Below are 14410 nucleotides of genomic sequence, written 5' to 3' on the forward strand. Positions count from 1 at the left end.
GTTCTCTTTGTCTATGCCATTCACGTCGCGAGCCGAATGGCGAGCTTCGCCAGCAGCACCAGCGCCACGACGAACAGGACGCCCCCGATCAGTCCGGCGACGATGAGATGCACAGGGTTGAGCTGCGCCATGTCGCGGTCGTGATCGCGCCCCTTGCGCACACCGAAAAACGACCAGAACACCGCATTGATGGTCTGGACGAATGACAGCTTGCGCTGGGTCGCCTCTTTAAGGTCATCCATTGCTGCCCTTGCCTCCTCCTGTCGGTCCTGCGCTCAACTCTGCGCCCTGCGCGCCCGCGGTGGCGTCTGCACGCGGCGTGGCGTCGTTCTTGCCGAGATCGAAAAAAGTATAGGACAGCGTGATCGTATTCACATCCTTGGGCAGCTTCGTGTCCACCACGAAGACCACCGGGAACTCCTTGGCCTCTCCGGCCTTGAGCGTCTGCTGCGTGAAGCAGAAGCACTCGATCTTCTTGAAGTAGCTCGCCGCCTGCGCCGGCGCGTAGCTCGGGATCGCCTGCGCACGCACTTCGTGCGGCTGTTGATTCGCCACTTCATACTCGATGGTCGCTATCTGTCCGGGATGCACCGTCAGACTGCTCTTCGCCGGCTTGAAACGCAGCGGTCCCTGCGCGTTGGCATCGAACTCGACCGTGATCGTACGGCCTTCGTCGACCTGCGAATTGCGCGCCGCGACTTCGGTCGTGCGATCGCCCAGTTGGTTGATGCCCACGAGATCGCAGAATGCGCGGTAGAACGGCACCATCGCGTAGCCGAAACCGAACATCACCGCGACCAGCAGCAGCAACTTGCTGAAGGTGCGCACATTGATTCGTCGCAAGCCGCCCATATTCGCCTTGATGGCTCTCCTTTCAGTGGCACCACCAGACGCCCCGCCGCATTGGCGAGGCGCGGTTCAGATACCGCCCATCAGCTTGGTCTTGATCATCACACCGACGAAGAAGACCAGCACGACCGAGGCGAGAATCAGCCCCGTACGCAGGTTTTTCGCCCGCTGTTCGCGACTGGCTGCCATGTTCAATGCACCTTCGGCGGCGTCTCGAACGTGTGGAACGGCGCCGGGCTCGGCACGGTCCACTCCAGGCCTTCCGCGCCATCCCAGGGCTTGGCTTCGGCGGCCGGGCCACCGCGCCACGTCGGCAACGCGACGAAGAACAGGAAGTAGACCTGCATCAGGCCGAAACCGAACGCGCCAATCGTCGCGATCTGGTTGAAGTCCGTGAACTGTGCCGGGTAGTCGGCATAGCGACGCGGCATGCCGGCCAGACCCAGGAAGTGCATCGGGAAGAACGTCACGTTGAACGTGATGAGCGAGCCCCAGAAGTGGAACTTGCCACGCCACTCGTTGTACATGTGACCTGTCCACTTCGGCACCCAATAATAGAACCCCGAGAAGAGCGCGAATAGCGAACCGGCCACGAGCACGTAGTGGAAGTGCGCTACCACGTAGTAAGTGCCGTGCATCTGAATGTCGAGCGGGGCCAGCGAGAGCATCAGGCCGGTGAAGCCGCCCATGGTGAACACGAAGAGGAAGCCGACGGCGAAGAGCATCGGCGACTCGAACGTGAGCGAGCCCTTCCACATCGTGGCGACCCAGTTGAAGACCTTCACGCCGGTCGGCACCGAGATCAGCATCGTGGCGTACATGAAGAAGAGCTGGCCCGTGACCGGCATGCCCGTCACGAACATGTGGTGCGCCCACACCATGAACGACAGAATTGCGATCGACGCCGTGGCGTACACCATCGAGCTATAGCCGAACAGCGGCTTGCGCGAGAACGCCGGAATCACCTGCGAGACGATCCCGAACGCCGGCAGAATCATGATGTACACCTCCGGGTGTCCGAAGAACCAGAAGATGTGCTGGTACATGACCGGATCGCCGCCGCCTGCCGCGTTGAAGAACGACGTGCCGAAGTGACGGTCCGTGAGCAGCATCGTGATTGCGCCGGCGAGCACCGGCATCACGGCGATGAGCAGATAGGCGGTGATCAGCCACGTCCACACGAACATCGGCATCTTCATGAGCGTCATGCCCGGCGCGCGCATGTTCAGAATGGTCACGATGATGTTGATCGCGCCCATGATCGACGACGCGCCCAGAATGTGCGCCCCGAAGATCGCCAGATCCTGGCCCGGGCCCATCTGCACCGACAGCGGCGCGTACATCGTCCAGCCGGCTGCCGTGGCACCGCCCGGCACGAGGAACGACGAGATCAGCAACAGACCGCCAACGGGCAGCAGCCAGAAGCTGAAGTTGTTCATGCGTGCGAAGGCCATGTCCGACGCGCCGATCTGCAGCGGGATCATCCAGTTCGCGAACCCCACGAACGCCGGCATGATCGCGCCGAAAATCATCACCAGCCCGTGCATGGTGGTGAGCTGATTGAAGAACTCCGGACGAATGAACTGCAGGCCCGGCTCGAACAATTCCGCACGGATCATCAACGCCATCACGCCGCCCGAGAGCAGCATGACGAACGAGAAGATCATGTACATCGTGCCGATGTCCTTGTGATTCGTCGCGAACAGCCAGCGACGCCATCCGTGCGGATGGTCGTGCGCGTGATCGTCGTGACCCGCCACGTGATCGTGAGCGATGGAACTCATACCCAATCTCCTTCCTCGAACTGGTCGAACGGCACTTAACTGTTCTTCGCTGCGCCAGCGTCGGCAGCCCCTGCGGCATTCGCCGACTTGTTGCCACGCGCTTCGCGCACCTGCGCCGGCTGAACGACGTCGCCGGTCTTGTTGCTCCATGAGTTGCGCTCGAACGTGATGACGGCCGCAAGCTCTACATCGTTCAGATGCGACCAGTTAGGCATCGCATTCTTGCCATGCAGCACGATGCTGATATGGTCTGCCACCGGGCCGGTCACGATCTTGCCGCCGTCGAGTGCCGGGAATGCACCGCCACCCTTGCCGTTTGGCTGATGGCACACCGCGCAATTCGACGCGTAGACCTTCTGACCGCGCTCCATCAGTTCCTGCACGGTGTAGGTTTTGTTCGGATCGTCGGCCGACGCTGCCATCTGCTTCTTCTGCGTATCGACCCACTTGTTGTAATCCTCTTCCGAAACCACCTTCACCACAACCGGCATGAACGCATGTTCCTTACCGCACAGCTCGGTACAGAAGCCGCGATATTCACCAACCTTTTCGGCCTTGAACCACGTGTCGCGCACGAAGCCCGGAATGGCGTCCTGCTTGATACCGAAGGCCGGCACGTAGAACGAGTGAATGACGTCGTTCGCCGTGGTGATGAGACGCACCTTTTTGTTGACCGGCACGACCATCGGGTTGTCGACTTCCTGCAGATAGGTGTTGCTCTTCGGCGCCTGGCCGTCGATCTGGCTGCGCGGCGTGGTGAGCGTGGACAGGAACTTGATGCCCTCGCCTTCGCCCTTCAGATAGTCGTAGCCCCACTTCCACTGATAGCCGGTCACCTTGATTGTGATGTCGGCGTTGGTGGTGTCCTTCATGGCGACGACCGTCTTCGTGGCGGGCAGCGCCATCAGAATCACGATGATGAACGGCACGACGGTCCATATCACCTCGACCGTGGTGCTCTCATGGAAATTCGCGGGTTGATGGCCCTTGGATTTGCGGTGCTTGAAGATCGAGTAGAACATCACGCCGAACACCGCGATGAAGATCACCAGACAGATGATCAGCATCATGGTGTGAAGGCTGTGAAGCTCTTCCGCGAGTTTCGTGACCGGCGGCTGGAAGTTGAGTTCGTTGACGGCCGGCCCCCCCGGCATATCCGTGACCGCCGCCAGTGCCGGAGCGCCGGCGAGCAGTGAGGCGCCCGCAAGGAAAGCCGCCAAGGCGTGTTTCGTTTTTTTCATAGCTTCCTTACCCAAAATTACCATCCAAATCCTCCCTGGCGGTCGCCCGAGATCGTCTCCATCTCTCAGGCCTGTTGGGCAAGACAACGGCGCAGCTCGCGCGCAAACGTTTCGCGGCGATGCGGCGCAAGATAGGCACCGACAGTGACCGAGCGGCTACCCGAGCGCAGTACAACGCGCGTACGCGGCGGCTTCTCGATGTCGATGCGCACCCAGCGGGGATTGAACTCGTACTGCGTCAACCTCTGTGCTGAACGTTGCTCGACCACAAGGCTCACGGGCGACAACCGAATGACCTCGTAATCTGTGGCATGCCGGGCATGAATGACGAACGCAACGCCCACCACGAGCAAGTCCAGGCCTGTGAACGGCAAGACCAACCACCCACCGCGCCACGCCGCAATCAAGGCAACACCCAGCGACACGGCGGCCAACGACAGGTAGAACAGGACAAACTGGCGCGGCGATATCGCGCAGTTGCGCTTGTGCGTCCATTCCTTCGTCACCGATTCGACGTCGGAAGAAGAGGCTGCGAGCATCGCCGTCACCCGTGGGGCATTTTGGGTCTTTCATGTCCGACGGCCGGGAACTAGTTGCGTCCGGGCCGCGACAAACTGCCGCATTATAGAACGCGCATTCTCCAAGCGACAACATTGATACCGAGTATTTGGCGCGCCATAGCATCCTCCTGAACTCATTGATACAAAAGGGAAATCCGGTTATTCCCCTAGCTGCAAATCGCGGCGGCGGGACGACTACGGGATACTCCCTATGTGTCGCCGGTTTGACACGTTGCAACACGGCGCGACTCGTTGCGGTGTCCTGAATACCGGAAACGCACTCGCTCGCCAGCGATGCACCGCATCTTCAAACGCCCTTCACTCGAATCATGCAACGCCCCCCAAGCATCATTGCCTTCGCTGCAATGCGGGATTCGTCCGATATCCATCAACACTAGACGCTGCACGGGATTTCGCGTGCGACGTTATGTCGCGCCCGGCGACGGCCTGTGGCGACGGGCGCACGGCAAACACTTGCGCCGCCCTTGAGGCCCTTCGGCGACCTTCGATGCGCGCGTCGATATCACGCATGCTACAAGCGAAACATGTTCCCTACATCGACATGTCATGCGTGCCACGCGTTGCATCACTCCTCACTCGTTTGCCGACGGCCTGAGCGCTTTGCGCTCCGTCACCGACTTCGATGCCTTGCGCGCGCTGTTGCAGTCGCTATGCGGGTCTCTTCGACATCGCTATTTCAGTTATCGCGGTCACTTCCCGTTGCCGGGCGGAACGCTGGCAACACCGCAACTCGGCAATCTGCCCCATGCGTGGCAAGCGCACTACGACGCTCAGCGTTACGCGACGATCGACCCGGTGCTGTCACGCGCCCGCAAACAACTCACGCCCGTCGAGTGGACCCCTGCGTTATACGCCTCGCCCGAGGCCCGGCAGTTGCTTCGCGATCAGCGCGCCGCAGGACTACGTACCGGCATTACATATCCGGTGTTCACCCCGTCCGGGGCGTCGGGGACATTGAGTCTCTCGTCACCGCAGAATCGGCCTCGCCACCCGCGCGTGCCCGGCGCGCACGCCTGGATACAGCACGGAGGTGCCGTTCTCGCGATGCATGTGCACGAGGCGGTATGGCGCATCGTGCAACACGACGCGGCGCATCGCTGTGCCCCCGTGCTGACGCCGCGCGAACGCGAATGCTTGCGGTGGGTGGCACGCGGCAAGACCTCATGGGAGATCGGACGCATCCTCACCATCTCCGAGCATGGTGTCGTCTTTCACTTGCGCAGCGTCATGCGAAAGTTCGATGTGTCGAGCCGTCACCGAGCGGCGAAGCTTGCCAGCGATTATGGGCTGCTCGACGACTTCGCCTCAGCGGGTCCGCAAATCGCTACTTCCGCGCCGCAAGGTCAGCAAGCGTCTTGTAACGTGTCAACGTGAAGGTATCGCTGGCAGCATTCACAAACGAGCCGCCGCCCAGCCGCCCTATCGGACGCAACCCCTGCAGATCCACCTGATGCGTGACCGGGTCGAGCAACGCGTCGTCCACATGGGCAGCCAACACCGTGCCGAGCACCACCCATCCGCCTCCCGGTGCAGCACTGATTTCGATGATGTCGCGCACCCGGCACTCATACGCCACCGCCGCCTCGAGCACCCGTGGAGGCCGCACGCGTGATGACGGCACGGCGCTCACCCCCGTCAGATCGAATTCCGACTCACCCGCGGGCAGCGGTGCCGCGGATAGATTCACGGCATCGATACACGACGCACTCGCCACATTCACCACGAACTCGGGCACCACTTCGACATTGCGCAGTGTGTCCTTTTTTTGCTTCGGCGCAGGCGGTACCACCGGGCAAAACAACACCGTCATCGGCACACAACACACGCCCATGAAGTACGCATACGGCGCGAGATTCGGACGCCCTTGTGCATCCACCGTGCTAATCCACGCGATGGGACGCGGCAGGATCGTACTCATCATGAAGTTATAGATGCTCGCTTCGTCGAGCGTCGCCGGATCCAGTTCCATGTCGCTTCCCAGAGTTATCGTGACTACCCGGCCATCTGCGGGCAGACGCTAGTTTTTCGGCGCCACACCCGCCAGACGCAGAACATCGTTTGCACACCCCCACGACAACGTGAAACCACCGCCCCCGTGACCATAGTTATGAAGCAGGCGCGGATGACGCTCGTCACACGCCACACGCGCCACACGTCGCATCGGCCGAAATCCTGTGCGAGCGTCAACAACTTGCAACGCGGCCACTCCCTCGCACAGTTGCGTGCAGCGGCGCACGATGTCCTCGATTTGCCGCTCGCCGATGACCGTCGACGTCAACTCCGGGTCGGCGGTGCCACCCAGGACGATGTCGTCATCGCGCTCCACGACGTATGTCGGCGCTGCCGGATCGGAGTCGTCGATGAAGCAGCCGCGCACGGCGGCATCGCGTCTGGCACGCAGCACAATGGCGCGCGACAGCGCCAGTTCTGCGTCACCGAACTGGCGGCTGCCGTAGCCACAGCAATTCACCACGTGGTCGGCATCATCAAGTAGCGATACCGGATCGTCGACACGACGCTGCACGAAACGCCCGCCGAGTTCGAAGAACATGTTCAACAGGTAGCGAAGATAAGTGGCTGTGGCTGCCACCGGAACGGCCATGCGGTAAGCACACGCAAAGCGCGACGGAACGTCAGTCTCGGGCAGACGCTTAAGGTCGTTGGCGCACTCGGCCCACCAAGGCACGCCAGCGTCGCGCCGGAAGTACTCTGTGAGCGGCCGCATGAGCACACCCGACGATCTGTCGGAAGACAGCCGAAGCATCGTCGCATACGTCTGACGGGCGCGTTCGAGATAGACGAAATCCGGCGCCTGATAGAACGGATGCCAAATGGCGGCGGCGAGTGCCGACGTTGTCTGCGCCGGCCCTTCCGCCGCGTGAATGACGACGTCACAACCGGCCAACGCCATGGTCACGGCCGTCGTCAGACCGCTGACCCCGGCGCCAAGCACGATGATGCGTTGACGCGTCATGTCTGCCTCTCCCTGTGCAAATGCCGGCGATCTTCGGGGGCGTCGCGAGGCACGCCATCCCCAGGGTCATGGCGGTGCCCCGGCACCACGCTATTGACACCCTGCGGCGCTTTTAGCCCGGCCCCCGTGCCGAGCAGCACCACCCGCGCACCGGGATGGATTCGGCCGGTCGCGAGACACGCATGGAGTGCGGCATACCCGGCGGCTGTCGACGGTTCGAACCACAGGCCGAAGCGCTGCGCCAGCGTTTGCGACGCGGCCAGAATGCGGGCATCGTCGAGCGCGACGCATGCACCGCGTGTTGCGCGCAATGCATGCAGCGCCGCGAAGTGATCGCGGGGACGACTGACCGACAAACTGTCCGCGACGGTTTCCGGACTAACGAGCGTGGGAGACTGCGGCAGTGCCATCCCTTCATTGTCTTCCTGCCAATCCCGCGTGATGCTGTTCGAACTGTCGGCTTGTGCCGCCAGCAGACGCGGTACTGCAGACGTAATACCCAACGCGTAAAGATCCAGAAACCCGGCCGCGATGCCCGAGAGAATGTTGCCGTCCCCTGTCGGCACAACCACCCAATCGGGCACACACCAGTCGAACGCCTCCGCCACCTCGAATGCGCAGGTTTTCTTGCCCTCACGCGTGAACGGATTGATGCCGGTGTTGCGGCAGCACACGCCGGCATCGTCGGCCATGCGTTCGGCGATCTCGAACGCTTCGTCGTAGGAGCCGTCGACTTCACAGACCTTTGCGCCATAGGCACGAATCTGCGCGAGCTTGACGAAGGGGGTGCTCGCCGGCACGACAACGGTCGCCGACATCCCTTGCGACGCCGCGATACATGCCAACGATGCACCGGCGTTGCCGGTCGACGCCGTCACCGCATGCGCACACCCTGCCCGCTTCGCGGCGGCCAATACCATTTCAGTGGCACGATCCTTGAGCGATCCGCTTGGATTACGCGCCTCATCCTTCACCCAGAGATTGACGCCTCCATCATCGCCACAGTCGATCAACGGTGTTCCACCGACGACCAATCGACTCCCCCAGCGAGACTCGACGGGCAGGAGCGCACGGTATCGCCACATCCCTCGGCCACGAAACATGCTCACGATGTCTCGCGCGCACGGCGCATCCCCATTGGCCTGGCGCTGAATGCGCAGATTCTGTCCGCACACGTCGCAGCGGTAACGAAGCTCGCCCCATGACTGCAGCGTCGCGCATCTTACGCACGCGTAGCGATACGAAAAGCATGAGGTCACGCGAGGCACCCCGGATTCAGCAAATGCGCCATCACGGCGTTCTGCGCATGAAGCCGGTTCGCAGCCTGCTGGAAAACCCACGACGACGGCCCATCGATGACGTCATTCGTCACCTCTTGTCCCCGGTCTGCGGGAAGGCAGTGCAAATACCCGGCGTCCGGTGCTGCGAGCTGCATCACGTCGGCATCGATGCGCCAGTCTCGATGCCGCTCAAAGGTCTCGCGCATCGCCGCCTCATCAACGGCATCGCCGTGACGCACGGGCAAATGCGCCAGACTGCACCATGATTTGGCATAGACGGCATGCGCATCGGTGACACCATCACGCAGATCGTGAGTCACGCGGATGCGTGCGCCCGCCTGCTCGGCAAACTGCGTGGCCGCCTGCATGACCTGCGGATCGAGACCGAACGGCGCCGGATGGGCAAGCGTGACGTCCATCCCCGCTTTGACGGCGGCGAGTAACAGACTCTGCGGCACGGCCACGGGTTTATGCCAGCTTCCGGAATAGGCCCAACTGATGCAAAGCCGTCGCCCGGTGAGCCCCCCAAGTTGCTCGCGCATCGTCATCACATCGGCGAGCGCCTGACACGGATGAAAGCGATCGCACTCCATGTTGATGACGGGCACCCGACTCCACTGCGAAAACGCCTCGAGATGGCGATGCGCCGCGCCGTACACCCAACCCGCAGGCGCGCCATACATGCGAATGGCAATCGCATCGCCGTAGGATGAGAGCACCCGTGCGACGTCGGCGACACGCTCCGTCGAATAGGGAATTTCGGCCTCGGGTAGCGCGGGGGTATAGATCCCGCCTTGGGGGTCGAGCACGATGGCATGCCCGCCCATTCGCGACAAACCGGTCTGAAAGCTGCTGCGTGTCCGGAGTGAAGCGTTATAGAAGAGAAAGTAGATCGTGCGCCCGCGTAATGCACCTTCCGTTTGCAGCGGATAGCGGCGCTTGAAGGAGAGTGCTGCATCGATCAGCGCGCGATAGTCCGCCGCACTCATGGTCAGATCGGGGGCTAGCCAGTTGCAAGTCACACGTCTCTCCTGATTGCTGTTCGATGACGCTCCACAGTCAGCGTCACGCTGTCTGTCGTATTTGACGCGAGCAACCGGGCGCGCTTGCCATCCGGACTGCCCAGCCGGCTATCTCGCTCAAGGCGGACGCCAGCGTCTCACGCTGTGCGCAAAGTGCTCCGCACATGACATGCCCAGCCGTTCAAAAAGACGCCGTGGCACCAGCGCCGCCTCCATCATCTGCACACCCACTTCCAGCGGATCGATGCTCTCTCGTATCACGAGATCGGCTTCGGCGGCATGCAACCCTATCGAGCACAGGTGCTCTCGCCATGACGGCAGCTCAGGGGCGAGAAACGCCGCCATCAGGTCAGGCAGAAGGGTGTCTAGAAACGCACGCTCGTCAGGGGACAACGATGGCACCCATTCGCTCACAAAGTGGACAAACGCCGCTTGATGACGCATCTCGTCCGCCGCGTGATCGGCCAGCAATACGCGCACGGGCGGATAAATGTCGTCGCAAGCCCCCGCCCGGCGCAGCGTGCCGGTGATCAGCGTCTCAGTGACCGAGGCCGCCGCCACAATGGACATTCCGCGATGCGTCTCCGGCACCGCCTCGCACATCGCCAACACGCGCACGACGCTTAACGACGGCCCTCGACGCAGCTCGTACCCCGTATGGCTCTGCAGACGCCTGCGAAAGCGTTCCATCATCCACGTGTGAAAACCCTCGTCCGTGTAGATGGCCAACAGGTCGTCCCGGCTGACCGATGCAACGCCTGGAATGTCGAGCATCTGCTCGATAGCCCGATTGACGATGTGTAGTTCAACCCGCTCCGTTTTGTTCAGATAGTCCGCCAACCTCATCGCGCTCAATTGCTGCCGGGCTGCCTGCCCTCGCTTGCAAACCAGCGGATGCGCCGCATAAGGCATCAGCGCCACATTGAAAAACAACTGATCGGGCCGCAGAGGGGGGAACGTCGCCTCCGTCGCACAGCGGGTGACGGCCGCAACGTCTTGCCACGGCCGTTGCCCATGATCGCGTGCGGTGCCGCCGCTGGGCAGGCGCATCCCGTCGTCGAACAAATCCGGATCAGTCATGGGGAGACGGTGCCGTGACAGGCACCCGCTGATGGGTAGCCAGCGAAATCAGGCTGGCGCGTTCCGGCCCGAGTCCGATTCCGGCCAGCGGCGCACCGATGTGGCGCTCGACGAAATCGACGAAGCCATGCATCGCAGCGTCGAGCGTGCCCTCCCGCCCGAGCGTGAGCGAACGCTCGTTCAGTCCGGGATAGATCAGCACGTCCGGCACGACGTCGCTGGACAGCACGTCACGATGCACACGCATCGGCACGCCCTGATACGCCGAACGAAAATAGTGCGCCAGGCAATCGACCTTATTGAGATACACACAGTCCACCGCGTGTGCCTTGATGACCTCCCGCAACTGTGCGAGGTCGAGCATGCCAATCCGACGGGGCCGCCCGGTCCCCGTGCCGTACTCGCCAGTGAGCATGCGAAGCGCCGTACCGACATCGAACGGATCGCTGGAACGAAGCAGCTTGTCAGGGGAATAGCGCACTTGCTCTTCCGTCGCGCCAGTGCGCGACTGCGATGCGTCGTGACAATACTGCGCCGACCGCTCGCCCCCCAGCTCCGAAGGAAACGGACCGCGTCCGACGCGCGACATAATGGCCTTCGCCACGCCGATCGTTCGACGGTGATACTTCGGCGACAGATCGCCTCCCACATATGCGTAGGCCGGCACGGTGTGGCTCGACGTGACATACGGCTGACTACCGTCGACGACATCGAGCAACACCGACTGCGCCCCTTCGAACAACACGTTGGCACCGTTCCTCACGCGGTCGGTGAGCCATCCACGATCTGCCTCGATGTACCGACGCAAGGTCTCCGTGACCTTCGGCAGGCTCAACAACATGTCCGACATTTCGGCGATCCACGGCGACGTGCCGCCCTCCGCATTGATCATGCGAGTGAACACGTCCCTCATTGAGGCAATGGCGTCCACTTCGCTCTTTAGAAGATCGCCAAGCATCAGGTTGACGCGTGTGTCATTGCGCACGCGCAGCGCACGATCCGCGTAGCACGGCCCGATACCGTTGCCCGTGGTGCCGATCGTGCCGCTACCGCGCCGATCCATCGCGATGTGGTGCGGCTGCACAAGTGCCGCCCGCGCCGATATGCGCAACCGGCCTTCGAGCGAGATGCCCATCTCGCGCAGTTGCTCGATCTCGCCGGCCAGTTTCCATGGGTTGATGGCGCACCCCGACCCGATGTAGAGCGTCGCGTGCGGGTGAAATACGCCTGACGGCAATTGCTTGAGCGCGATACGCCCGGAGGGTGTGTCGATGGTGTGTCCCGCATTGGCACCGCCATTGAAGCGGGCGATCACGTCGTACCCTGGAGCGAGCGCGTCGATGATCTTCGCCTTGCCTTCGTCGCCATATTGCAGGCCGACCAGGACGTCGGCAAACCCTTCGGCGGAGGGCGAAGCGAGGTTAGCGGAGTGAAGCGAGGGGCTTGAGGATACAGAGGTCATGCGCGTTGCATATCGTAGAAAAATCGGGGAACAGGCGCTTGCTGCGCCGCCAGTCGTTCGTAGACCCAACGCCCGACGGCAATGTCGAGAATGCCCAGACCGAAGGGTGAAAACACGATTGGCCGGTCACGCGCCGGAGGCTCGCCACCACAGAGCAAATGCGGCAGCGATGTTGTAACGAAGCGTCGATGGCCGGTCTCGACCTCCGTGAGATGCAGCGAGGTCATCGCACGCAGGCAATGATCAATGTCGTCGACAACGTTGTAAGACTCGAGAACAATCGCGGGCGCAAGGTCGCGTAGCGAGAGATGCAGCACGATCGGGCAGTGCGAGAACCAGTCGGGGTTATCGAGATAAGGTGACGACGCGGTTGTGGTGAACACGATGACATCGGACTCTCGAATGGTGCGCTCGAGCGACGCATCGGTGCGCGTTTCGTAGCCGAGGTGCTTCCCGATCCGGGTCGCCAGCGACTCCGCGTAATCGTTCTGCAGATCGTGCGTCGTCACTTCGCCAATCGGCAGCGCCGCAAGCGGCAGACACTCCGCCACATGACGCGCGATAACCCCGGCACCGACGAACGCCACGCGCAGGCGTCCCGGGGGCGCCGCCTGCGTGGCAGGCCTGTTGCCCGCGAGACAGCGCAGCGCGCTGATCGCACTCGCCGCCGTGCGCGCCGCGCTGATGATGCTCGCTTCCATACACGCCATCGGATAGCCGGTCGTGACGTCGTTAAGGATGAGCACGGCGGATGCGCGAGGCATTCCACGCTCGATGTTTTCAGGAAAGCTGGATATCCATTTAATGCCGGTTACGCCATCGTCGCCGTCGCCATCCCGGATGTGTGCGGGCAGCGCGATGATGCGGTTGCGTTGTGCATCGGGAAAGCGGAGAAACTGACTTTCCGGATTCACCGTGCGTCCAGCGTTGTGGGCTCGATATGCCGCTTCGACCGTATCGAGGACCGCGGACTTGCCCTCGCAGATGGCCGCGTCAATCTGCTCCCCGGTGAACACGCGAAATTGCGGTAACGGTAGTGCGTTCATGGCAATGAAGGACTCACGATGTCGATGGCGCGGGTTGCGCCGCCAGGCGTGCTCGAAAGATCGCCAGCGCCGGCAGCGGCCCAGTCGGGGTCATAGACGGTGTCCAGATACTTGTCGCCCATGTCGGGCGCGATGGCGACAACCGTGTCGTTGGCGGCAATGGCCGACGACGACATCTGCACCGCTTGCAAGACGCTGCCCGTGGACCCGCCCGCCAGCAAGCCACGCGCGGCTAGCATGTGACACATACGTAGCGTGTCCGCCTCAGGGACGTAGACGATGGCATCGGGGGGTTCCGCGTGTGGCGGCTCGCACAATGGCGGGCGGCAACTCGTCCCAAGTCCGGGAATGCGTCGCGGTCCCGGCGGACCGCCAAACGTCACCGACCCGACGGCATCGACCGCGATGACACGGGTCGGCAATCGATTCGCACGCACATAGCGCAAGCACCCGATCAATGTGCCGGTCGTGCCCGCACCGACGAACAGATGATCAACATCGGGATACGCGGCGAAGATTTCGGGCGCGGTCCAACGGTAATGCGCGCGCCAATTGCCGGGATTGGCATATTGATTAACCCACACCCATTGGGCGTCACGCGCCACTTGCTCCCGGATCCATGCGATGCGTGTGCCAAGGTAGCCGCCCTGTGCATCGCGACGCTCGACGCGCACCACGCGGGCGCCCGCCGCCTGCATGGCACGGATGGCCTGACGCGACGTATTGGGATCGGTCACGCAGATGAACCGGTAGCCGCGATTTGCGCAGACCATGGCCAGCGCCACCCCGAGATTTCCCGACGACGACTCGACAATCTGCGTGTTCGCGTGAATGCGGCCCGTCGATTCCAGGTCTTCGATCAGTTGGAGGGCAGTCTTGAGCTTGATGGAACCGGCCGGATTCAGCCCTTCCAGCTTGAGGTGAACCGTGGCAGGACACAGGCCATCGATCGCCGTGAAGACGGGGGCCGTCGGCTGCAGGAACGCGCCACCGACACGCAACGGCAGGCCGTCGCGCGCTTTGTCGCCTGCTTCAGGCCCGGCCTGCAACGGCAACGACAACGTTTCGTGCTGATACCCCACCCCTCACCT

Annotated in this window: 14 protein-coding genes and 1 pseudogene; 1 reads left to right on the plus strand and 14 read right to left on the minus strand. The window is 62.4% G+C overall.

Going from position 1 to position 14410, the window contains the following annotated elements; all coding sequences use genetic code 11:
- Positions 1–20: 20 nt before the first annotated feature.
- The 6 genes and pseudogenes from PBR20603_RS01595 to PBR20603_RS01615 all read right to left on the minus strand — a co-directional run bounded on the left by PBR20603_RS01595 (position 21) and on the right by PBR20603_RS01615 (position 4413).
- Complete coding sequence (locus PBR20603_RS01595) at positions 21–242, minus strand: DUF2970 domain-containing protein (protein WP_150557795.1); 222 nt, start codon at positions 240–242, stop codon at positions 21–23.
- Positions 235–852, minus strand: a complete 618-nt coding sequence (locus PBR20603_RS01600) for a cytochrome c oxidase assembly protein (protein WP_150557796.1) — start codon at positions 850–852, stop codon at positions 235–237. The genes PBR20603_RS01595 and PBR20603_RS01600 overlap by 8 nt, the downstream gene beginning before the upstream one ends.
- 66 nt (positions 853–918) lie before the next feature.
- A complete protein-coding gene (locus PBR20603_RS24260; protein WP_217425936.1) occupies positions 919–1038 on the minus strand; it encodes a cytochrome oxidase small assembly protein in 120 nt (39 codons plus the stop codon).
- A 2-nt stretch (positions 1039–1040) separates the two neighbouring features.
- Positions 1041–2633 carry a cytochrome c oxidase subunit I gene (ctaD, locus tag PBR20603_RS01605; protein ID WP_150557797.1) on the minus strand — a complete coding sequence of 531 codons (1593 nt, stop codon included), beginning with the start codon at positions 2631–2633 and terminating at the stop codon, positions 1041–1043.
- Between the two features lie 38 nt (positions 2634–2671).
- A pseudogene (gene coxB / locus PBR20603_RS01610) lies at positions 2672–3898 on the minus strand (cytochrome c oxidase subunit II); the annotation flags it as partial.
- Between the two features lie 41 nt (positions 3899–3939).
- A complete protein-coding gene (locus tag PBR20603_RS01615) occupies positions 3940–4413 on the minus strand; it encodes a DUF2244 domain-containing protein (RefSeq protein WP_150557798.1) in 474 nt (157 codons plus the stop codon).
- 588 nt (positions 4414–5001) lie between these two features.
- On the opposite strand from PBR20603_RS01615, the gene PBR20603_RS01620 reads away from it, so the two are divergent.
- Positions 5002–5829, plus strand: a complete 828-nt coding sequence (locus PBR20603_RS01620) for an autoinducer binding domain-containing protein (protein ID WP_150557799.1) — start codon at positions 5002–5004, stop codon at positions 5827–5829.
- On the opposite strand, the gene PBR20603_RS01625 is transcribed toward PBR20603_RS01620, so the two are convergent.
- The 8 genes from PBR20603_RS01625 to sbnA all read right to left on the minus strand — a co-directional run bounded on the left by PBR20603_RS01625 (position 5780) and on the right by sbnA (position 14401).
- On the minus strand, positions 5780–6424 hold the full coding sequence (locus PBR20603_RS01625; protein ID WP_150557800.1) for a flavin reductase family protein: 645 nt from the start codon (positions 6422–6424) through the stop codon (positions 5780–5782). The two genes, PBR20603_RS01620 and PBR20603_RS01625, sit on opposite strands and share 50 nt — an antisense overlap.
- Before the next feature lie 48 nt (positions 6425–6472).
- On the minus strand, positions 6473–7429 hold the full coding sequence (locus PBR20603_RS01630) for an FAD-dependent oxidoreductase (protein WP_150557801.1): 957 nt from the start codon (positions 7427–7429) through the stop codon (positions 6473–6475).
- Entirely contained in the window at positions 7426–8532 is a 1107-nt protein-coding gene (thrC, locus tag PBR20603_RS01635) for a threonine synthase (protein WP_246174379.1), read from the minus strand. The genes PBR20603_RS01630 and thrC overlap by 4 nt, the downstream gene beginning before the upstream one ends.
- A 152-nt stretch (positions 8533–8684) precedes the next feature.
- The gene (locus PBR20603_RS01640) at positions 8685–9731 is read right to left on the minus strand and encodes an ornithine carbamoyltransferase (protein ID WP_150557803.1); all 1047 of its coding nucleotides are present in this window, start codon (positions 9729–9731) and stop codon (positions 8685–8687) included.
- Positions 9732–9848: 117 nt separating this feature from the next.
- Entirely contained in the window at positions 9849–10811 is a 963-nt protein-coding gene (locus PBR20603_RS01645) for a diiron oxygenase (RefSeq protein WP_150557804.1), read from the minus strand.
- A complete protein-coding gene (locus PBR20603_RS01650) occupies positions 10804–12273 on the minus strand; it encodes an adenylosuccinate synthetase (protein ID WP_150557805.1) in 1470 nt (489 codons plus the stop codon). Before PBR20603_RS01650 ends, PBR20603_RS01645 begins: the two co-directional genes overlap by 8 nt.
- Positions 12270–13319 carry a 2,3-diaminopropionate biosynthesis protein SbnB gene (gene sbnB / locus PBR20603_RS01655; RefSeq protein ID WP_150557806.1) on the minus strand — a complete coding sequence of 350 codons (1050 nt, stop codon included), beginning with the start codon at positions 13317–13319 and terminating at the stop codon, positions 12270–12272. Before sbnB ends, PBR20603_RS01650 begins: the two co-directional genes overlap by 4 nt.
- A complete protein-coding gene (gene sbnA, locus PBR20603_RS01660; RefSeq protein WP_246174323.1) occupies positions 13316–14401 on the minus strand; it encodes a 2,3-diaminopropionate biosynthesis protein SbnA in 1086 nt (361 codons plus the stop codon). The genes sbnB and sbnA overlap by 4 nt, the downstream gene beginning before the upstream one ends.
- Positions 14402–14410: the final 9 nt, after the last annotated feature.

This window comes from Pandoraea bronchicola, assembly GCF_902459805.1.
In the GTDB taxonomy this organism is placed as follows: Bacteria; Pseudomonadota; Gammaproteobacteria; order Burkholderiales; family Burkholderiaceae; genus Pandoraea; species Pandoraea bronchicola.

What these genes read in the sequence shown, in the direction of transcription:
- PBR20603_RS01595 (WP_150557795.1), bottom strand. Translation starts at nt 242, where the DNA reads ATGGATGACCTTAAAGAGGCGACCCAGCGCAAGCTGTCATTCGTCCAG.
- PBR20603_RS01600 (WP_150557796.1), bottom strand. Translation starts at nt 852, where the DNA reads ATGGGCGGCTTGCGACGAATCAATGTGCGCACCTTCAGCAAGTTGCTG.
- PBR20603_RS24260 (WP_217425936.1), bottom strand. Translation starts at nt 1,038, where the DNA reads ATGGCAGCCAGTCGCGAACAGCGGGCGAAAAACCTGCGTACGGGGCTG.
- ctaD (WP_150557797.1), bottom strand. Translation starts at nt 2,633, where the DNA reads ATGAGTTCCATCGCTCACGATCACGTGGCGGGTCACGACGATCACGCG.
- PBR20603_RS01615 (WP_150557798.1), bottom strand. Translation starts at nt 4,413, where the DNA reads ATGCTCGCAGCCTCTTCTTCCGACGTCGAATCGGTGACGAAGGAATGG.
- PBR20603_RS01620 (WP_150557799.1), top strand. Translation starts at nt 5,002, where the DNA reads ATGCGTGCCACGCGTTGCATCACTCCTCACTCGTTTGCCGACGGCCTG.
- PBR20603_RS01625 (WP_150557800.1), bottom strand. Translation starts at nt 6,424, where the DNA reads ATGGAACTGGATCCGGCGACGCTCGACGAAGCGAGCATCTATAACTTC.
- PBR20603_RS01630 (WP_150557801.1), bottom strand. Translation starts at nt 7,429, where the DNA reads ATGACGCGTCAACGCATCATCGTGCTTGGCGCCGGGGTCAGCGGTCTG.
- thrC (WP_246174379.1), bottom strand. Translation starts at nt 8,532, where the DNA reads ATGTTTCGTGGCCGAGGGATGTGGCGATACCGTGCGCTCCTGCCCGTC.
- PBR20603_RS01645 (WP_150557804.1), bottom strand. Translation starts at nt 10,811, where the DNA reads ATGACTGATCCGGATTTGTTCGACGACGGGATGCGCCTGCCCAGCGGC.
- PBR20603_RS01650 (WP_150557805.1), bottom strand. Translation starts at nt 12,273, where the DNA reads ATGACCTCTGTATCCTCAAGCCCCTCGCTTCACTCCGCTAACCTCGCT.
- sbnB (WP_150557806.1), bottom strand. Translation starts at nt 13,319, where the DNA reads ATGAACGCACTACCGTTACCGCAATTTCGCGTGTTCACCGGGGAGCAG.